Below are 20,652 nucleotides of genomic sequence, written 5' to 3' on the forward strand. Positions count from 1 at the left end.
ATGAAAAAAGCATGGTTAGTATTAATCAGTCTATCACTCCTATTCCTAGGCGCCTGCTCCCTGCAGCCGCCGGAATGGGCGAAACCAAATAAAAGCTCGAACCCTGAAGACATCAAAATCGGACTATCTGTTTCAACCCTGAATAACCCGTTCTTCGTTTCCATGAAAAACGGAGTAGAAGACGAAGCGAAAAAACAAGGCATGGAAGTCGTCGTTGTTGATGCACAGAACGATGCTGCCAAGCAGATCAATGACGTAGAAGACCTCATCCAGCAAGGCGTCAACGTCTTACTCATCAACCCGACGGATTCAGCAGCCATCTCCACTGCCGTTCAATCTGCCAACAGCCTGGGCATTCCCGTCGTGACCCTTGACCGCTCAGCGGAAAAAGGAGACGCTGCCACACTCGTCAGTTCGGATAACGAAAAAGGCGGCGAAATGGCCGGAGAATACCTCGTCGAACAACTTGGTGAAGGAGCCAAAGTTGCAGAACTTGAAGGTGTCCCTGGAGCATCCGCCACACGTGAGCGGGGAGCCGGGTTCCACAACATCGCGGATGAAAAGCTGGATGTCGTGGCCAAGCAGACTGCCAACTTTGATCGTACAGAAGGATTGAATACAATGGAGAACCTGATCCAGGGGAATCCAGATATCAAAGCGGTGTTCGCTCATAACGATGAAATGGCATTGGGAGCACTGCAGGCTATCCAGAGTTCTGGTCGTGACGTTCTCGTCGTTGGATTTGATGGGAACGAAGATGCGATGACTAGCATTCGGAATGGTAATCTGTCTGCGACTGTTGCTCAGCAGCCTGAGAAGATTGGTCAGTTGGCGGTTCAGGCTGGGGCTGATGTGTTGTCAGGGAAGAAGGTAGACAAGAAGATTCCGGTTCCGTTGAAGTTGGTGACGGAGGAGAATATAGAAGACTCTTCAGAATAAATTGTGGTGGTAAACCTCATTCGTGCATTTGTGCGAATGAGGTTTTTTCTTTTGTTGGTAAAAGTAGTGGAGAAAAGAATTCAGCTTTTCTTGCTTGCGTTTGCTCCAAATGAGTTGGGGTCGCCCTGTTTTTCAGATGATTAAGCCAAAAGCATTTTTAAGATAACAAACCTGCTCTTCATTTTCTCCTTCAAAGGTATTTACCTTCCTCAGCTTTCATAACAACATATTTAATTAAGGATATTCACCTAAGGGTATCCTTTCCCAGCCCATCTCCCTATATAAAAGTTGAATACAGATTGAATCAGGAGTGAATCAAATGAGTAGATGGAGAAATTTAAATAAATGGATATCTGATTTGAGTACATTTTATTACCTGTATCTGTGGATTCTGTTGAATGCCATGTATGAGGGCGGAGTTCAGTTAGGGTGTGTGGTGCTCGGTGAAAGGCCGTATATTCGGTCCATTGGGAAGATTCGAGAGGACCTGTTTTTAAAAGTGAGAATGAGGCCTTTTTGTAAGAGGTTGGAGTCGGAGAAGTATGAGTATGGGGGTGTCTATACGTTTAAGTCGATGAATGATTTGGCTTGTGGGGATTATGTCTATTGGATAAAGATATTTGTAAAAAAGGGATGTTATGATTCTGGGATTGACCAGCTTGTTAAAAGCTGATTCCGGAAGGTCTTCGTGCGGTGAAAAGCATGTGAATCGGGTACGGAGAGAACCTGCAAACAGACTTAAGAACTTAGAGAAAGAATAGATCTTAGAGAACAACAACATCAACACCACTGCCATTAGAGACACTTAGGATGTAGATAGGGGGAGGCGCTGATTGGACATTTCATTGGCAGGATGGATCATGATATTTGAGTAGTTCAAAGGGAGGGCTCTGGTTCGAGCACTTGGATGAGTGTAAAGAATTCAAATCTATATATCAATGGCTGATAAGGTCATTAGTTTGAAAGTGGGATTTTCCAGATTAATGAAGAAAAGTCGGATGGGATCCGTCACCATTTAACCGGAGAAAAACCAAAAATGTACAGTTGTACCGATCATCAAGATTTGAACAAAATTACATTTTACCTCGCAATAAAATAAGTTGTCAATACTAAAGTTGTATTTTTATCAAAAAAATGGTAAGGTTATTATCTGGTGATTTTTTACATTGAACGATTAGATATCTATCTTATTTATTCCGAAGGGAAATTCAAACAGTTTTTGTGAGCTTTTTAGGCAATAGTACCCGAGTGTTTATACAAGGAGGACTAATATATTGAATTTAATCAATAAGAAAGTTACACATGAGCGGTTTGGTATGGGAAGCATCGTGAATCATAGTGATACGGTGGTTGAAATCCATTTCGCCTCGGAAAATAAAAAATTTGTTTACCCGGATGCATTTGGACAGCATTTGAAACTACATGATAAAAGTGCTGCCAATTCACTTGAAAAAATTTTACACGAGCAGGAAATGGAACTCAAAGAGGAAGAAATGCAGAAGCAAGAGGAAAAGGCACGGCAAAGAAGAAACCAGGAGCTTCGAGTGGATCATGAAAAACTCATGAAAAATCACAAACTTCATCCCGAATCGCAGATGGTTTACAAGTGCGATACAGAAGAACAGGGTAGCTCCTTTTCAGATTGGACGGTTTCCTCTGGTGAAATAAACAGTGGTAAAAATAAGGGTAAGCCAAACAAGCCCAGTCGCTTACACCAAAACAGTGCGGTCCTGCTCACAGCGGTCGATCCCGGCATGCCTGAAAAAGACAGACGCATCTTGGGTGTCTATATGGTGAAGGACCATTTCATCGGTAAACTTTGTGAAGATGGAAATATTCCTGCCCATTCCCATTACAGACTCCAACTGACAGACGAAGAATCGAAGCAGATGCCTTTCTGGAAGTACTATGTCAATGAAAAATCCCCTCAACAAACGACATGGAACTCAGGCAAGTACCGATATTTCGATAATTCGTGGATGGCTCAGATTTTGCGCGACATCGTTTCATTGAAAAGTGACACGGAGGAACAAGAGCTGGCACAACAATTTCTGGACCACTTCTCTAAGATGAATCAAATAGTAGAGCAGGAATTAAAAGAGCCGAATGGAGCATTATTGCGTGCTTAGATAAGAATAGCGGGGGAACTGGGACATATAAGGTGTTAGTGTCACTGCGAATAGTGTTAAAAAGGGACAAGGCGGCCGCCTTGTCCCTTTTTGTGTTTGTTGGTGATATTAGGGTCAGACTCTCGGCTTTAACTGGAATCTTGGGGTCAGAGTCAGACCCTTGGAACGGTGAAGCGTTAATGAACTGGGGGACTGACCCCATTCTTGCAGAAGTTATAGAAGATGTAATTGAAAACTTAAGTAATACAGAAATTAAACCTGATTTAATTGAAAATGATGACATAAAACAATTAGATGGAGAAGCTGAATTTAAAAGAGAGAGTGGGAAGAAAGTAGAAAAAAATGCGAACATGAATTTGATAAAGAAAACTGTTTCTGGAAACCTTCTCAGTATGGAGGGGGGCTCTCGTGGCATTTGAATTATAAAAAATGTGGTGGCTATTATGATACGGGTGAATACTATGATTAATATATCGAAATAGTTGAGTGAAAAAAGTGGTTATTGTTTAATGAATAGAATCCTATAAGCTGGCAATTAAAGATTGTAGAATAAAAAAATGAAAGCATCCTTATTAGGGTGCTTTTTAATTGGTTGAAAGGATGTAGCAATATGACGGTGGTAAAAAATATTGAAGAAATAAAAAAAGTTATTAGAGATTTCATCAAAGGTTTTGAAGGGCAAGAACTGACCCCAATATTTGTGGCTCTTAAGAGATACACGACTCAAACGGGCTTATCTTTGGTGTAGGTGGGCAATTTAAATGCATAAATGGACAGAATAATGAAAATCGTTAAAGATCACTTATCTTTAGCTTGGAGATTAGTGAAAAAGTCAAACTGGAACCGTCCCCATTTAACCTTAGTCGTTGGATTTGATGGAAATGAAGATGCGATGACTAGCATTCGGAATGGTAACCTGTCTGCGACTGTCGCTCAGCAGCCTGAGAAGATTGGTCAGTTGGCCGTTCAGGCTGGGGCTGATGTGTTGTCAGGAAAGAAAGTGAAGGAGAAGATTCCGGTGCCGTTGAAGTTGGTGACGGAGGAGAATGTAGAAGCATCAACGGAATAATTTTGATGGAAAGCCCCTTTTGTGCGTTTTTACGGAAGGGGTTTGGTTTATGCAGGGAAAGGCAGGTGGAGGATTGGAAAACCCATACCTGATACATTTTTCTGTACTGGGAGCAAAGGGAAGCTTAATCAACGCTAAGAAGGTTTACCGACCTTTCAATATCTAAATAGAAAGGTCAGTGTAGTTAAACATATGACTAAAAAAGCGAGATTGTTTTAAAGGTCTTTAGAACTATGATAATAAGTAAAATGTACAGATAAAAGGGACTGACGATTTGTCAGCCCCATTTTGATTTAGCAAAACATGCTAGCCCATGAAACCACAGGTCGGCAAAGATATTTTAATTTTTAAATTGGAAAATACGTTAGCAATTTAAAAATAATAAAAAATACAACTGCTTTTTGTATGTATTTTAGACCACTGTTGTAGTTTTCAAATTTGGTTTTGGTAATTAATGAATTTATGTAGGCTTGTGACTGAAGATCATTAAGTTCTTTTTCATCCTCGGGGTTATCAAAGGATCTTTTAAATGTGGCATAATCATTTGATGCTATTGAGCCCCAAAATATATTCGAATTTATTTCCAAACCTGGTTGTTTATAAATGCTCGGGTCTATTCTTCCTTGTAAAGCTTTCATTAGTTCGTGAACAGCTTTCACGAGATAGTAAATAGTTATTACAAATAAAATTGTAGCAATTAATGACAATATCAGTTCTAAATCACTAAAGCTCATTTTACTTATAGTTATGATGTAATTCTGTACTGCTTTAGTAATTGAATCACTGGAAAAAATAAAACCTAAAAATACCCCAGTAAATCCAATTATAAATGAAACCTTTGCATCTGCGTTTGAAATCCAGAATTTTGCATTTTCAAAAACTTTGTTTGCTTTGTCTTGCTTCTGGGATGAATTCAAAGAATCATCTCCTTTCATTATTATTGTTTGAAAGTTTCGAAAGTGATACGCTAGTTGTAATAATAACACGAAAAGAGGATTTAATGAATGCAGACAAATTTCAAAACCTATAAATTTGATGATAGTATTAGTCGAATAGACGATATTTTAAATTCTACAAGTAATTTTGATGATAAAGATGAAATACCAAAAAGAGACACCCTTACTTATACGAATGGTTATTATGTAAAGTGTTGTGCTTTATTTGTGGACCTAAGGGGTTCTTCCACTCTTCCTCAAGTTCATCAAAAGAAAGTGCTTGCTAAAATATATCGGTCTTACATTAGTGAAATTGTTGCTATACTAAATGGTTTTTTACATTGTAAAGAGATAAGCATCGTCGGGGATTGTGTATCGGCTATATTTAGTGGGAAATACAAACAAAATGTTAATGAAACTCTAGATGCAGCAGGACAGATAAACAGCTTGATACAGATTTTAAATTATAAATTAGAGAAAAAAGGATATACAGCAATTAAAGCTGGAATAGGTCTTTCATGGGGAAGAGTCTTAATGATAAAGGCTGGGTATAATGGGTCCGGACTAAATGAGGTAGTGTATATGGGGGATGCAGTCAATCAAGCATCTAAGGTGTGCTCTAAAGCAATGAAAGATGTTCAAAAGCCAATTGTCATTACAAAGAATTTTTACGATAATCTTAAGAAGGAGTATCAAGAAATGTTCACTTCATCTTCCAATTTTGATCCTTATTATTCAAGCTCGGCAGTAAGTATAGCTATGAATAATTGGCTAAAGGAACAAAAAGAAAAAGATGAAAAGAAAAACCAGAACAACTCTTTATCGTAATATATACAATATTTTTTTATCAGTAATGAATAAGTGTATCTTAACTTAATAGAATAAAAAGTGATAACAAATGTCTATGAAAGATTTTAGGGAAATCGAAGAAGAAATGAAAGCTATTTTATCATCCGGTTTCAAAGCAGTAGTCATGGAAACTACTACCGTACCCAGTGTAGATGAAAGTGATATTACATATCCTAATTTATAATAACAGGCATACAATAATGCAAATTAATAGAAACATGTGTCCTACATATAGATTTGCGGGGTATAGGGTCAGTCCCTCGGTACGGCAAAGCATGGACCGGGGATCTGACAGCATTTAAATAGTTTAGTAAGTATTAGCTGATTATTTTGGTTTTTTTATTTGCAACATCCATACTAACCCCTAATTCTACTAGAATATCTCTTAGCTCCAATTTATCATCTGTAACAAAGTCTGATTCATAGTGTTCCATAGAATATTCTACACTTTCAATAAAAGCGGATTCTTTATGGAGTTCCTTTATAACTTTTATGACATTATCTTTTAAAGGCATTGCCCACCATCTACTTGCTTGGGCTTTCATTAACTGTTCCTCTATTAATTGATAAGCCCAGCCAACATCTTTTTTTGATAGAAAATTTATCAATTTCCAATAATGTAAATCACTTTTTACTTGTATATTACTTTTGCCTGATCTTCTTCCTAACCCGACAATTTCTTCATAAATTGTTCGGAACATAGTAAGTGAAAGGTCATCCATTTGATCATACAGGATGTTTACTTTGATTTCGTATTCTGCTAATAGTGTTCTTTCATTAATTTTTAATTCTTTTAAACGAAGCTCTTGATTTTTTTGATTTACTTTAGACTCTCTCTCTACTAAATCTTTTTCCATTTTTTTTAGTTGTTCTTCACGACGAACCACTTGTTCTAGTTTATTAAGAGCTATATCTAATGTTTCATCGACTTTTCTTTCGGTGCGCCTTTGTAAAAATTCTTCAATCTTCTTTTGAGCAACCTCAATGTTAACTAGTGGATTTTCTGTCGGTACTTCTATCTCTTTTAGCTGAGATGATTCAATTTCTTGTTTGTCGGTATTATCTAAAATACAATCTAGATAATAATTCTTTATAATAAAACCTTCAAATAATCCATTGCTTTTAAATCGCCTATCTTCTTGCCAAAGTTCATTACCGCTCGCATCTGTCTTATAATCTATAGGTAGATTATCGAAAAACCGTTTAGTTGAAAAAATTTCACCTGGTTCCGCCATGTCGGTGTGTTTACTAGCTATATTTGCAATCTTTCCAGCCCACACTAAATCTTTTGATTCCTCTTCTTGGAGTTTCATGCCTACTTGAGTAAGAAGAACCTTTCCGTAATCTAATCCAATCCCGCATTCAATTTCTTTTCCATTAACTTCGCTCTTGCACTTTGGATTAAAATAGTAATCAACAACAGTTAATATTGCTCTCGCAGCTTCAACCGCTTTCTCAGTAGCCTTTTTATCACCATTAACAAAGACGCCCATTACCCTATCTCCAACAATTTGTCTTACACTCCCACCGCTATGATTTATACTCAAGACCATAGCTCTAACAAATGCTCTGTATATTTTAGCCATGCTTTTAGCCCATGAGGAATCTGAAAGAGTGGTTGATCCCCGAATGTCAACAAATAGAATTGCGCATTCTACTAATAATCCTTCATTCTTATCGTCAAGGTCGTTAATAGAGGGAACCGTATCCCCCGAATATGGTTCAACTTCCATTGGAGTATCTAATACTTCACCTATCTTTTCATTTACCGTTTCTAAATTTTCTAAGGTCCAATTATTACTGATTTTCTTCATCCTCCTTTTAATTTAAAAAGCCCTAAGAATAGTCCCAAAAATCAAAAATATTATTAGACATATTAATGACAACTTAGTAGAGTTTATTGCTTTTCTAAAGTTTTTGAACTTTTTGTTGTCATCTTAGAGTTAATATAAACTTGTGATTCGATATCTAGTAAAAGTAGTTGTTCTTCTGAACAGATGTCTTTATTGTCTTGTAAATATTTAATAAAACTTTTTTATCTATTGAGTGAAAGTGTAAGTTAGAATCTTTCTTTATACCTAACTCGTTGAAATAGATGAGTCAATTTTAGGTGTTAGGGAGATTAATATAGAGTTGACGGCCTTACCAAAGAAAAAGAAAAAGCCCTTCTAAGGATAAAAAAGCTCCTATGGCAATGAGCACCTCTAAAAGGCAAAAACAAATGAAGATTTACTATCACTATTACCAATCCCGAAATTCACTCTTTCTAGATTTTTGTAGGCATAATCCTTAGTATAAAACATTCTATTCTTATGCCCTTAGTTTAAATCTCTATGATGATTGATTTAAATAATTTAATATTGCGTGTGAATTTTTAGTGGTATACGCTGTGTCTATCCTTCCGTTATAATCTTACAAATTGTAAGTGTCTATATTATATAATACTTAATGGGAGTATTTTGTAATAAATAATCAAGAATCTAACAATTTATGATAAAGTTTCTATTGAAGTGATAGTATATTTAAAGTATAGGGATATAGATGAATTTATGTGTATAGTTTAAAAAGTTACTTACTTATAGATTTTACTATTAACTCTTTCGCAAAAGGAACCCAACTTTTTATACACTTTTATATATTGATAATCTTCTAAGTTCTGAATTTCTTCTCTATTCAGTTTTGTCAGGATTCGATTACCTTGTTAACCCATGACGCTCGCGCCTAAAACGCAATCCAAGTTTAAATGTGTAAACTATTCTTGACTTCGCAAAAGAAATAAAAAAGCCCTACAAGATTATGAAATTGTTAATCTGTAGGGTTTTTCTATTCAATTAGGAAACGCGTTAGCGTAACCAGGTAAAATCCTTTCGAAATGATGGTAAATATGATGGCGAGGGTGGGAAAATTTCTTAGCCAACTTTCCTTGAGGAATTACCTATTATAGTTAACTTTTCTTATATTTGGTATAATTTTTATATCAAATTCAAAGAGGGGTTTTTATTATGGAATTTGGCACAATTATTGGGATAATTGCAAAAGCCTCTTTGCCAGTTATTAAAGGTAAAGTAGAAAGAAATTTAGCGGTAATTTCTGTTTTGAAAAGGTTAAAATTAAGTCCTGAACATCCACCTAAAGATTTTAGTGGAGTATATGCGTATACATTAGTTGAATATGGAATCGGGAAACACAAAATATTTTTAGATTTTTTTAGTGATGAGTACGTAAAAGATATTTTTAAAAAATCATTTGAGGAACAAAATCCATCGTCTTTCCTTAAGGAAATAAATGAGTTTTTGGATTGGCATGAGTTAGGAAAAGATTTCAAGAAAATAGATATAGATCCTAAGAGAGAAGTAGCGAAGTTTAGCGTGGTTTTCGAAAGTATTATAAATATGTCAAGAAATCCGTCTGAAATTATGTTTGATCATGACATAAAGAATTTACAGACTTCACTTGAGAATATTATTAATAAGTTAGATAAGTTAGATTCACTAGAAAAAATTCTTGAGGTACTGCCTTCAAGGCCAACAGAAGTTGTAAATGGAAATATGTTAGAGTTTTATATAGAGGCCAGTTCAAACATAAATATAAAGGATTTTGAACGCGAATTATCAGAGAGTGAAATAAATTTTGGTGAGAATCTAAATGTAAATAGATTTTCTAGTGAATACGATAGTGTGCCTTTTATTGAAAGATCAGACGTTTATATACAAATATTAAACGAAAAGCAAAATCACAAAACCTATCTTGAACAGTTAGATTTTGCCATATCATTAAATAAACAATGTTTTATTTATTTGAATCAAAATCTTTATACAGAAGGAGAATTCAAAAGGTATTTAGAAAGCGCTAATATTTCAGTTAAGAGATTTGAAGGAGTTAATAACCTTACGGAACTTATATCAAAAGACATTAAAGAATGGTTGCTTGTCTATTATAGAGAAATGACAGCTTTATTATTAAATCAACAGAATGATGAAGACCATACAAAAATTAAAAAAGAAGCGACTAGGATTAGATCGACTACTGATTTTAATATGGTTGAGGGAACGAACATCGATTTGCTTTTTTACAATGTAAAAAACTGGTTTAAAGCAATAGGCTATACATTTGAAAAACATAAAGAGAGAAGTGAAGAGTATGTAGAAACAATAATAAATATTCCCGGTAGAAGAAGAGGTAGATTCGATAGAGTTTTAATAAGATGTATTGATGGGGAAATTGACCTGCAACATTGCAACAGCTTATCAGATCGGGTGAATGAATTAAAAGTACATGAAGGATGGTTGATAACAAATCGAAGAATTAGTATTGCTGCACAAAGAGTAGTAGCTGAAACTAATATTGAATGCTATACATTTGATGAACTTATAGATGAAGATGCCAATTTTGATGGTTATTTAGAATGGCTTGAGAATTTAATTAAGGATAAGCAAATTCACGAGTTATATATACCACTTGCCTGTACAAAAGAGGAATATGATTTATCTTTGGATAAATCAATAGGGGTTAGTAGATATGGTGAGGAAGAAGGATATATAGAAGGTTATATAGATCGTTGGCTGGATGACCCTACAAAAAAACACATTTCTATTCTAGGGGAATTTGGTACAGGTAAAACCTGGTTTTCACTCCATTATGCTTGGACTATTCTCTTAAAGTATAAGGAGGCAAAGGCTAAAGGATTGGCTCGTCCTCGTATTCCTCTGTTTATACCTCTCAGGGATTATGCAAAAGCGTTTAGCGTAGAAACTCTTTTATCTGATTTCTTTTTTAGACGTCATGAAATCGATTTACCAAATTATGCAGCCTTTGAAGAACTAAATAGAATGGGTAAATTATTACTTATATTCGATGGATTTGATGAAATGGCAGCCAAAGTAGATAGACAACAAATGATAAATAACTTCTGGGAACTAGCAAAAGTAGTGGGAGCAGGTGCAAAAGCGTTATTAACATGTAGAACAGAACATTTTCCTGAAGCAAGGGAAGGAAGGGATTTATTAAATGCGGAATTAAAGGCATCTACATCAAATTTAAGTGGGGAACCACCACAATTTGAAGTGCTTAATTTAGAAAAATTCACAAATGAACAAATTAATACTTTGCTACTAAATAAGTTTGATGAAGAAACTGTAAAACGAGTATTAACTAATAAAGAATTAATGAGTTTAATTGCTAGGCCAGTGATGAGTGAATTTATTATGGATGCCTTACCAGACATTAAAGAAGGGAAACCTATTGATATTTCTAGAGTATACCTTTATGCAATTAAAACAAAGATGGAAAGAGATATAAAATCAGAAAGAACTTTCACGTCATTAGCGGACAAATTATACTTTCTATCTGAATTATCATTTGAAATGCTACTAACTGACGAAATGAGTGTTAATTATAGAGATTTTCCAAAGCAACTTAAGAGGTTATTTGGGACTAAAGTAAGTAAACAAAAAGATTTGGATCACTGGCACTACGATATGTTGGGCCAAACTATTCTTATAAGAAATTCCGAAGGGGATTATTCTCCCTTTCATCGTTCTTTGACAGAGTTTTTTACTGCTTATAAATTTGCTTCCCATTTAGGAACCTTAGAATCAGATTTTACAGATTTAGCAAGAAGTCAATCGAATGTAGATTATACACAAGCAGCAAAAGATTATAATTGGACCGAATATTTTTTTCGTAACTCTCCAAGTTATCCAGAAGGTAATGAACAAAAGGTTCTTTTAAGAAATTTTAATCGAGATAATACTGAGAACCTAATTGAAACTTTTGGAAGTAAACCAATTACAATGGCAATAATTGATCTCCTCATTAATATGGTTTCTAAGGAGAAGCTAGAATCAACTTTGTTTGAAATTATTGAAGAGAACAGGGGAAAGAGTTTTTCAGAGATCAAGTATTTAATATCAAACTCTCTTGTTCTATTAAAAGAAATAAGAAATGAAGATTTATCTGGACTAGATTTTTCTAACTGCATTTTAGTGAATTGTAATTTAGAGAGGGCAAATCTTACAGGTTGTAATTTTAAGAATAGTGATTTGTCTTCTTCAAATTTACAGGATGCAATATTAAAAAATGCAACATTAGAGGGAGCTAATTTGGAAGAAACTTTAGTGAAAATAGGTTGGGTGAGTGCAATTCGTGTTAAATCTTATGAAGTTAATATAAAATATCCTTTTATTGATAAAGATGTTCAGTATTTAAAAGAGAATCAGGTATATATTGAATGTATTCGTGAAGATAAACTGATTTGGGAAACTACATTAGATACTGTATATATGGTAGATATGATATATCTTGGAGATTTTGTAGAAGTGTCATGTATTGAAGGGGAAAAATATTTAATTGAATTAGAAACAGGCAATATACAAACAGAAGGATTTTATTCAAATTTATTGACTTGGGAAAATGTTAATATAGATTTGACGATTGGGTTGAGTGAAAAAAACCGTGGTCTTCTTATGTCAAAGGGTGCCTTAAGTATGAAATCAATTAATTATCAAGATTTATTCTCTACAAAATAATACATAACAAAAAGCTGTCGAATTCGACAGCTTTTTGTTATGTATATTTTTTCTCGCTCTTTTCGTTTAACAAATTTTCTGAATAGAATCATGCATTTGTATCCTCTTTCCTCTCTTACCCACCACATAAACAACGCAAGTAACAATAAAACAACTAAACCCCGGAGACCAACTATCAGGTATCACTAAATAAACCACCATCCCAAATACTAAAACAACCAACGCCTCACGATTAAAATTCGACTCCCCACTCGCAAGCCGAACAAGCGCACTCTCAGAAATCCTTCCTCTCCTAATAACCAAATAATCAGCCACCACAATCGCCGATATCGGAATGATCAGGATCCCCAGATACGAAATATACTCCTGCGCATTATAAACCAGCTGCGGAAACGAACTTAAAATAATCCCGGCGATACTGAACAAAAGTGCACTTTGAATCCGCGATAGGGACGGCAGTGCGTTAAGCAGACTATATCCCCCTGTATACGCATTACTAAGATTAATAGAAATCATCGATACCATCGCACAAGCCGTGATCACCAATAAAAGCAGACTGGAGTCGGTCAGTTGACCCGCTGCCACGAATGGATTCAGATCTTTGAACAAGCTGGCACTCAATCCTCCAAGCAGTGCGGTCATCATGAATCCGACGACGTTTCCTCCGTACAGTCCCCAGAACCCGTGGCGATCGCTTTTGCTGTAGCGGGTGATGTCGGAGGATGCGCTGACGCCTGAGATGTACTGGACGAAGACGAGGCTTGAGTAGAATAGGAACGTTCCGATGGAGAAGGGTTCCTGGCCTTGTGTGAGTGTTGTAAGGGAATCGGCTCCTTTTGTTAGGAAAAGGTACAGGATGATTCCCTGACCGATCACAAGGATCGGGATGAATAGTTTGGTCGCTTTTTTGACGGCTTCGAAGCCGATGAGGGCAAGAAGGGTCATGATGATGGCGAGTCCGATGGCGACTGTTATGAATGGTATCGTGTAGGGTGTTACTTTTTCCACCATGGAGATGATGACGAAGGTTCCTCCGATGGTTTGGACGCTGAACCAGTAGAGGGACGTCAGGGACCGGATGGGGGATGCGATGAGCATCGACAACCGGGTTCCGATGATGGATCTCAGGACGTATTGTGCGGGCAGTCCGTAGCGGGAGCCCGGTAGTGACAGGAATGATACAAAGAGGAAGGCGACGCTTGCTCCGAGTACGGTGGCAAGAAATGCTGCCTGGAAGGATAGTCCGCCTTCGAGGACGGCCAGTGCCGGGATGAGAAAGTTTCCTGCGTTTACGGAGAAGGCGAGCTGTATGATGAAGTATTCGATCCATGTGGTTGATTTTAGTGCAGGTGGGACCTTTTCGAGTCCGAGCCGTTCGATCATGGGTTGTTTCATATAATGGTCTCCTTTGGGTATACTAGGATGCATGGTTTCTATTTTAAAGAATTTTTGAAAAAAAGCGAAGAAATAATCATTTATTTTTTAAAAGAAAAATAGAGATATTTCCTTATTTATTTGTTAGAATGTAAGTGCTTACAGGGTGAGTAATTGCCCTTCGCTATTATATATGAATAGTGTTATATTTAGGAAGTGAATGCTCCAAGGAGCAATAGTGCATTTAGGAGGTTGGCTTAGTATGCGTATTGGTGTACCAACGGAAATTAAAAACAACGAAAATCGTGTGGCCATGACGCCGGCTGGTGTTGTGAACCTTGTTCAATTTGGACATGAGGTTTACATTGAAGCTGGAGCGGGAATGGGTTCAGGATTTACAGATGAAGATTACAAAGCAGCAGGTGGACACATCGTTGATTCTGCAGCGGAAGCATGGTCCATGGATATGGTCATGAAGGTAAAAGAGCCACTTCCAAGTGAGTACTCTTATTTCCGCGAGGGGCTTATCTTATTTACATATTTACATCTTGCTCCAGAGCCGGAATTAACGAAAGCGTTAATCGATAATAAAGTGATCGGAATCGCGTACGAAACGGTTGAACTGAATCGTGCCCTTCCATTACTGACTCCGATGAGTGAAGTAGCTGGACGTATGGCGACTCAAATCGGTGCCCAGTTCTTAGAGAAGATCCACGGTGGTAAAGGTGTATTACTTTCAGGTGTCCCTGGGGTTCGCCGCAGTAAAGTAACGATCATCGGTGGAGGAGTTGCCGGTACGAACGCAGCAAAAATGGCTGTCGGTCTTGGTGCCAACGTAACCATCCTTGACCTTAACCCGGATCGCCTTCGTCAGCTGGATGATATCTTCGGTAGCGACGTAACAACGCTTATGTCTAACCCGTTAAATATCGAACAAGCTGTCAAAGAAGCAGACCTAGTTATTGGTGCTGTACTGATTCCAGGAGCGAAAGCACCTAAATTAGTAACAGAAGACATGATCAAAGCAATGACACCTGGTTCAGTTGTTGTCGATATCGCCATCGACCAAGGCGGAATCTTCGAAACAACAGACCGTATCACAACGCATGACGATCCAACATACGTGAAGCACGGTGTTGTACACTATGCCGTTGCCAACATGCCTGGTGCCGTACCACGTACGTCTACCATCGCATTAACAAACGTAACTGTACCTTATGCGGTTCAAATCGCCAACAAAGGCTACAAAAAAGCGTGCTTAGATAACGAAGCGCTACTTAAAGGTATTAACACATTGAATGGATATGTTACTTACCAGGCTGTTGCTGAAGCGCATGATGTAGATTATTCAGATACTAGAACTCAATTAGAGCAACAATAACAACAGGAAGCCGACTGCATGAAAATGTTCAGTCGGCTTTTTGTGTGCCGAATTCTTCATCTTTGATCAAACACACTTTTAACTTTATGAATTTCGGGTATAACATAAAGTAGCGAACGAGAGAAAGAAAATAAAAATAGATACGTTCATTTGGAGGAGAGAAATTATGAAGATTTCATATCACGGACATTCAGTAGTGAAAATTGAAACAAACGGTAAAACGATTCTGATTGATCCATTCATCAATGGAAATGAACTGACGGATTTGAAAGTGGATGACGAGAAACCAGATGTGATCATCCTGACACACGGTCATAACGATCACGTAGGTGACACGGTGGAGCTTGCGAAGAAAAACGATTCACTTGTCATCGCTAATCACGAACTGGCTACCTACCTAAGCTGGCAACTAGTGAAAACTCATCCGATGCATGTTGGGGGAGCTTACGAATTTGACTTCGGTAAAGTGAAGCTGACTCAGGCATTCCACGGATCAGGTCTCATCACTGACGGCAATGAAATCATCTATATGGGTATGCCAGCAGGAGTTCTGTTGATGATTGAAGGGAAGACAATCTTCCATGCAGGGGATACAGGGTTATTCTCTGACATGAAGCTGATCGGGGAGCGTCATCCGATTGACCTTGCCTTCCTTCCGATTGGGGATAATTTCACGATGGGACCTGAGGATGCGGCAACGGCAGCTAGCTTCTTGAAAGCGAAGAAAGTTGTGCCGATTCATTATGATACATTCCCGCCGATTAAGCAGGATCCGCATAAATTTGTTGAGATGCTTGAGGATTCTGAGGGGCAGGTTATGAAGGCTGGGGATGTGATTGAATATTAGAGAAGATTTAAGTAGTTCAAATCATGTGGAGAAGACTTAAAGTGCATTCCACATTGCACGGAAGTTAACCATTTTTTCATACACTCAAAAAGCTTGGGATACCCCCAAGCTTTTTGTTATGAAAGATGTTTTTCTTATTCAATTAAAGCCCCTTTAATGGAACAAAGTTTTCAGTTTAATGATACCTAAACCAAACGATCCAGCCTTTTTCCTTATCTTTTGCTACGAATAGCTGTCCTTGACTAGCACTTGCTCCTTTTGCTTGAGGAAAGTCTAAACGCACTAACCAAGACTTATTGGTAACTTTCTCACCACAAAAATTCTTTGCCATACCTAAGTAATTTTCTTCCTCTTCATTCCCGCCCACTTTTGAAAAAGGAATTGCAGAAAGAACCCTCCATTCTTTGTAGATGTCGGGATAGTCTCCTACCTCATATGTTTGAGGTATTAGCGTTCTTAATGAATTAATAACTTCTTCTTTATCCTTATGTGATACTTCTTTTAGTTGCTTCACTTCTGGGCACTCTTTTGGCTGTGCATATACCAATCCGTTAATTGAAGAATAAATAATTGTGAGAATAATTATCCTAATTATCTTCTTCATTAATATCACCTCATTTTAGCTTCCTATAAAACAAGGTGATTTATTCCGTTAACTTGTTCCTTTACTTTAACGAAGGGCGGAGGCTGCTGCTTGTTTAGCAAACGCCCCTATAATCGATTAATAACGAACCTTCCTACATTGTAAAATGCTCTCTTTTTTAGAGATGTTTTCTTCAATAGATACCTTGTAAATTCTAACACCTTCTTCAGGTGTATCGGTTAAAGTAATATGTACTCGATCATATAGAATATCTCCGTGATGGGCACTATAATTTAAAGCAGTTGCACGAACGATATGTCTTCTTTTATCGCCATTAATTCTTTCAATAACAACTCTTGGACACATAATAAAATCTGAATACATTTTATCTAAATATGGATAGTATCTGGAATACAAAGTTTCTTCAAGTAATTCTTCCTTACCTGCTCCATCAATCTTTTGGTTCTTATTAGCTTTTACATTTGTATACAAAGAAAATTGAGCGGTAATCATCAGAATTATTATTAACCTCTTCAAATTTTTTCACCTCAAGTGATAATGTTTGAAGGTATTTTCTCCAGTATTTCTAACCAAATACATATTCAATTAAACTGCCCATTAATTGAAGAAGGGCAATAGCCTGTGATCACTTCGCTGATCTTTAGTTATTGCCTCATTTCTTGCCCCATTTAGCTGAAGATTAACAAGTTTGTTTAATCCATCCAGCATCTTTTAAAAAATCTTTTCTGGTCAGTTTTTCTCCTCTCATGATTTGCCTATATGAATTGATTGTCCCATCGTGCGAAACAATGTATATATGTTCAACACTTTGACTTTTGCACCATCTAAGAAAAGTCTCTGCTAATAGAATAAATTCTTGTTCAGGCATTGTATTTATTCCTGAAGTCCAAAGCTCTTCTGATAGCCCTTCCTCAATAGTAAAGCTTGGAAATTGATCTTTTATTAATTTCTTACTTAATATTCTATCGCAAGGAAGGGTTTTCCACACTGGATTTTGAGGAAACATCCGTGGCGATACTAGAGGACTTACGATTTTTCTGCAACTTACGTCTTTAGTTAAAATGCTTGCTGTCTCTAAGGTTCTTCTGACAGGACTAATAATTACTATATCTCTTTCATTTAAAGGAATTTGAGATTGGAGTGATTCGGCTTGATATACCCCCTCTTTAGTTAAGGAGGGGTCTTGGATTTGTAAGCTTTCGGGTAAATTCAAGGTGTGTTCACCCTGCCCGTGTCTAATAAAAATTAACTCCACAAGTACCTCCTCCTTTGCTTCTTATTCAATTAACCTGTCCGTTTATTGAGGACTCATTTTTCTACATAACATTCCAAAATTGAGCTAAAGTTGCTGTACATAAACTTATGAATAGGGTTATCAGCCAATCTAGTTTATTTGTCATTTTCAAAAGAATGTTCAATGTTGACCCAATACAAACGCATAGTAGAAAGACAAATAAAAACATAATTAAAGACTCCAAAGCAAATCTCTCCTCCTCCCGAAAATATAGTTATAATCCTCTAATTATTCACCTGTTTCAAGGGAATAAAAAATATTCCTTTATTAATCGACTTGAAAATAGACAAAAACATATTATTTAAGATTCCTATAATTAAGATTACCTGCCCGTTAATTAAAGATCAGGATTCTGATAAACTTTAAGTTCATTTTACCACATAATGTTAATAATTCTTGAGACTACAAAAAAATCAAACATTTTATCTAATGTGCTCAAAGGTACCGCTTATTCACATCCCATTTATAATGCTCCTCAACAAAATTTAACTACTTAGATGCAAACGCATCCCCCATTTTCTCACCTTTACACAACATCCTCGACCCACTCGCATATACATGATACAAGCCTAGAAAGGAGGAACCATACTTGAAACAACGATACATTCTCTGTTTACTCATCACAGGGGCCCTCATCTACTACGGAGCCCCCCGCATGTCCATATTCGCAGAAGGGCTACAAGGAATCTTCGCCATCAGCTGGCTCATCCTAGCCACCTTCGTCATAGCCGGCAACCTGGCAGCCCTGCTCTACACACCAAAAGGAACAGGTAAAGGCAAGAAGCTCAAATCAAAGCCGGTGCGCAAAGTTAAAGCACGGTCGTTTGGATGATCTTGATGGAGAGAGGGGTGCTTCAGGAAGGCAGTATTTACAAACCCCATAAGTTGATTGCAGCGGAAGGGGCTCGACTCCTGCGGGAAACGCGTGAAAGTTGAGACCCCACAGGGCTTTAGCCCGAGGAGGCTCAACTCACGCCCCGCGGAAAGCGAGCCCCTGCAGCGAAAATCAACCAGCACTCGCTCATCAAATGTAGAAATATCCACTCACCCATCAGGGCTTTCACTCCAGAAAGCCCTGATTAAATTGAAACACCACGCTTTTCACATTATAATAAACATATAAAGTAGGACGTTACAAAGAAGGGTGAAAAGCTTGGCTACAAAACACGAACAAATACTAGAGTACATAGATACCTTGCCTGTCGGAGAAAAAATCTCCGTCCGCCAAATCGCTAAAGCACTGACTGTCAGCGAAGGAACGGCATACCGGGCGATCAAGGATGCCGAAACGAAAGGCTACGTCAGCACCATCGAACGCGTCGGAACGATCCGCATCGAACAGAAGAAGAAAGAAAATATCGAAAAGCTCACCTACGCAGAAGTCGTCAACATCATCGATGGACAAGTACTCGGTGGACGATCCGGCCTGCATAAGATGCTCAACAAATTTGTCATTGGAGCCATGAAGCTTGAAGCCATGATGAGATACACGGAAGCAGGAAACCTCTTGATTATCGGGAACCGGACCCAGGCACAGGAACATGCGTTACGTGCTGGAGCAGCCGTCCTGATCACCGGAGGATTCGATGCAGACGAAGACGTCAAGAAGCTCGCGGATGAACTCGAACTCCCGATCATCTCCACTTCCTATGACACTTTTACCGTCGCCACCATGATTAACCGTGCCATTTACGATCAGCTCATCAAGAAAGAGATCGTATTAGTGGAAGACATTTTAACGAAAGTCGATGATACGATTTATTTGCATCTCGATGACACGTTGGAAGAATGGTACGAAAAGAATCAGTACACGTTCCATAGCCGTTTCCCAGTCGTGGACCGAAACTTAAAAGTTCATGGTATGGTGACCTCGAAGGACGTCATGGGGCAGGAAAAGTATGCAGGCATTGATAAGATCATGACGAAACAGCCGATCACCGTCAGCCCGAATACGAGCGTCGCATCCGCGGCTCATATCATGATTTGGGAAGGGATCGAGTTACTTCCTGTCGTCAATGAACAGAACAAGCTGCAGGGAATCATCAGCCGTCAGGATGTATTGAAGGCTCTGCAAATGATCCAACGTCAGCCACAGGTTGGGGAAACGATCGATGACCTCATTTCAAATGCAGTCGAAGTAGTAGGCGAAAAGAAAGACAACAAGGAAATCTACCAATTTGCCGTCACTCCGCAGATGACGACGGGAATCGGAACGCTATCCTATGGTGTCTTCACCACACTCATGACCGAAGCTGCCAACCGTGCACTCAAGCCGTACAAAAAAGGCGACCTCGTCATCGAAAACATGACCATCTACTTCATCAAACCCGTCCAGATGGAAAGCACACTCGAAATCCATCCGAAAGTGCTCGACGTCGGAAGAAAGTTTGGTAAGGTGGATGTAGAGGTATATAGTGAAGGCGTGCTAATGGGGAAATCGCTGATGATTTGTCAGTTGATCGACAGGCATTAGGCTGGGATTGAGCTTGCGTATTCGCTAAATCTCGACAAACGGCTCATAAACCGGGGAAAGTGGCTCATAAATGATGAAACCGGCTCATAAACAACGAATACCGGCTCATAAACGAGTCGGAGGGTCCAGCTCCCACGTTTTCCATGGTAGGTTTACCATCACCAGACGATTTTTCAGGCTTTATGGTACAAAACCATCTGATCCACGACTAAAAATGAATCAAACCGAACA

At 37.9% G+C, this 20,652-nt stretch carries 18 protein-coding genes and 1 pseudogene; 13 read left to right on the forward strand and 6 right to left on the reverse strand.

Going from position 1 to position 20,652, the window contains the following annotated elements; genetic code table 11:
• From rbsB to LCL96_RS01390, 6 genes and pseudogenes are all read left to right on the forward strand, one after another.
• Entirely contained in the window at positions 1-939 is a 939-nt protein-coding gene (rbsB, locus tag LCL96_RS01365) for a ribose ABC transporter substrate-binding protein RbsB (protein WP_224939705.1), read from the forward strand.
• A 319-nt stretch (positions 940-1,258) separates the two neighbouring features.
• A complete protein-coding gene (locus LCL96_RS01370) occupies positions 1,259-1,612 on the forward strand; it encodes a hypothetical protein (protein WP_224939706.1) in 354 nt (117 codons plus the stop codon).
• A 601-nt stretch (positions 1,613-2,213) separates the two neighbouring features.
• Positions 2,214-3,068, forward strand: a complete 855-nt coding sequence (locus tag LCL96_RS01375; protein WP_224939707.1) for a malate synthase — start codon at positions 2,214-2,216, stop codon at positions 3,066-3,068.
• Between the two features lie 80 nt (positions 3,069-3,148).
• Positions 3,149-3,487: a hypothetical protein gene (locus LCL96_RS01380; RefSeq protein ID WP_224939708.1), complete on the forward strand. Its 339-nt coding sequence runs from the start codon at positions 3,149-3,151 to the stop codon at positions 3,485-3,487.
• Between the two features lie 191 nt (positions 3,488-3,678).
• Complete coding sequence (locus tag LCL96_RS01385; protein WP_224939709.1) at positions 3,679-3,816, forward strand: hypothetical protein; 138 nt, start codon at positions 3,679-3,681, stop codon at positions 3,814-3,816.
• Positions 3,817-3,864: 48 nt separating this feature from the next.
• Positions 3,865-4,137: pseudogene (locus tag LCL96_RS01390) on the forward strand (substrate-binding domain-containing protein); the annotation flags it as partial.
• A 347-nt stretch (positions 4,138-4,484) separates the two neighbouring features.
• Here LCL96_RS01390 and LCL96_RS01395 read toward each other — a convergent pair.
• Positions 4,485-5,054 (reverse strand): hypothetical protein, encoded by a 570-nt coding sequence (locus LCL96_RS01395; protein ID WP_224939710.1) that lies wholly within the window; start codon positions 5,052-5,054, stop codon positions 4,485-4,487.
• A gap of 87 nt (positions 5,055-5,141) precedes the next feature.
• On the opposite strand from LCL96_RS01395, the gene LCL96_RS01400 reads away from it, so the two are divergent.
• Complete coding sequence (locus LCL96_RS01400) at positions 5,142-5,900, forward strand: adenylate/guanylate cyclase domain-containing protein (protein ID WP_224939711.1); 759 nt, start codon at positions 5,142-5,144, stop codon at positions 5,898-5,900.
• A gap of 70 nt (positions 5,901-5,970) precedes the next feature.
• Positions 5,971-6,105: a hypothetical protein gene (locus LCL96_RS23355; RefSeq protein WP_263628036.1), complete on the forward strand. Its 135-nt coding sequence runs from the start codon at positions 5,971-5,973 to the stop codon at positions 6,103-6,105.
• A gap of 133 nt (positions 6,106-6,238) precedes the next feature.
• Here the strand turns inward: LCL96_RS23355 and LCL96_RS01405 are convergent, their stop codons facing one another.
• A complete protein-coding gene (locus LCL96_RS01405) occupies positions 6,239-7,735 on the reverse strand; it encodes an adenylate/guanylate cyclase domain-containing protein (RefSeq protein ID WP_224939712.1) in 1,497 nt (498 codons plus the stop codon).
• Between the two features lie 1,188 nt (positions 7,736-8,923).
• Between LCL96_RS01405 and LCL96_RS01410 the strand changes: the two genes are divergently transcribed.
• Complete coding sequence (locus LCL96_RS01410; protein ID WP_224939713.1) at positions 8,924-12,448, forward strand: pentapeptide repeat-containing protein; 3,525 nt, start codon at positions 8,924-8,926, stop codon at positions 12,446-12,448.
• 66 nt (positions 12,449-12,514) lie between these two features.
• On the opposite strand, the gene LCL96_RS01415 is transcribed toward LCL96_RS01410, so the two are convergent.
• Positions 12,515-13,843, reverse strand: coding sequence for a purine-cytosine permease family protein (locus tag LCL96_RS01415; protein ID WP_224939714.1), 1,329 nt, complete (start codon positions 13,841-13,843; stop codon positions 12,515-12,517).
• Positions 13,844-14,084: 241 nt separating this feature from the next.
• Between LCL96_RS01415 and ald the strand changes: the two genes are divergently transcribed.
• Together ald and LCL96_RS01425 are read left to right on the forward strand one after the other, a co-directional pair.
• On the forward strand, positions 14,085-15,203 hold the full coding sequence (gene ald, locus LCL96_RS01420) for an alanine dehydrogenase (protein ID WP_113969681.1): 1,119 nt from the start codon (positions 14,085-14,087) through the stop codon (positions 15,201-15,203).
• 166 nt (positions 15,204-15,369) lie between these two features.
• On the forward strand, positions 15,370-16,050 hold the full coding sequence (locus tag LCL96_RS01425) for a metal-dependent hydrolase (RefSeq protein ID WP_219166602.1): 681 nt from the start codon (positions 15,370-15,372) through the stop codon (positions 16,048-16,050).
• 175 nt (positions 16,051-16,225) lie between these two features.
• Here LCL96_RS01425 and LCL96_RS01430 read toward each other — a convergent pair whose 3' ends face one another.
• The 3 genes from LCL96_RS01430 to LCL96_RS01440 form a co-directional block, all read right to left on the reverse strand.
• Entirely contained in the window at positions 16,226-16,654 is a 429-nt protein-coding gene (locus LCL96_RS01430) for a hypothetical protein (RefSeq protein ID WP_224939715.1), read from the reverse strand.
• A gap of 117 nt (positions 16,655-16,771) precedes the next feature.
• A complete protein-coding gene (locus tag LCL96_RS01435) occupies positions 16,772-17,170 on the reverse strand; it encodes a hypothetical protein (protein ID WP_224939716.1) in 399 nt (132 codons plus the stop codon).
• Positions 17,171-17,333: 163 nt separating this feature from the next.
• Entirely contained in the window at positions 17,334-17,909 is a 576-nt protein-coding gene (locus LCL96_RS01440; RefSeq protein ID WP_224939717.1) for a phosphoglycerate mutase family protein, read from the reverse strand.
• A 628-nt stretch (positions 17,910-18,537) separates the two neighbouring features.
• On the opposite strand from LCL96_RS01440, the gene LCL96_RS01445 reads away from it, so the two are divergent.
• Both LCL96_RS01445 and LCL96_RS01450 read left to right on the forward strand, forming a co-directional pair.
• Positions 18,538-18,780 (forward strand): hypothetical protein, encoded by a 243-nt coding sequence (locus LCL96_RS01445; protein ID WP_224939718.1) that lies wholly within the window; start codon positions 18,538-18,540, stop codon positions 18,778-18,780.
• Between the two features lie 321 nt (positions 18,781-19,101).
• Positions 19,102-20,421: a DRTGG domain-containing protein gene (locus LCL96_RS01450; protein WP_224939719.1), complete on the forward strand. Its 1,320-nt coding sequence runs from the start codon at positions 19,102-19,104 to the stop codon at positions 20,419-20,421.
• Positions 20,422-20,652 lie beyond the last annotated feature (231 nt).

The sequence above is a fragment of the Rossellomorea aquimaris genome, assembly GCF_020172085.1.
In the GTDB taxonomy this organism is placed as follows: Bacteria; Bacillota; Bacilli; order Bacillales; family Bacillaceae_B; genus Rossellomorea; species Rossellomorea aquimaris_E.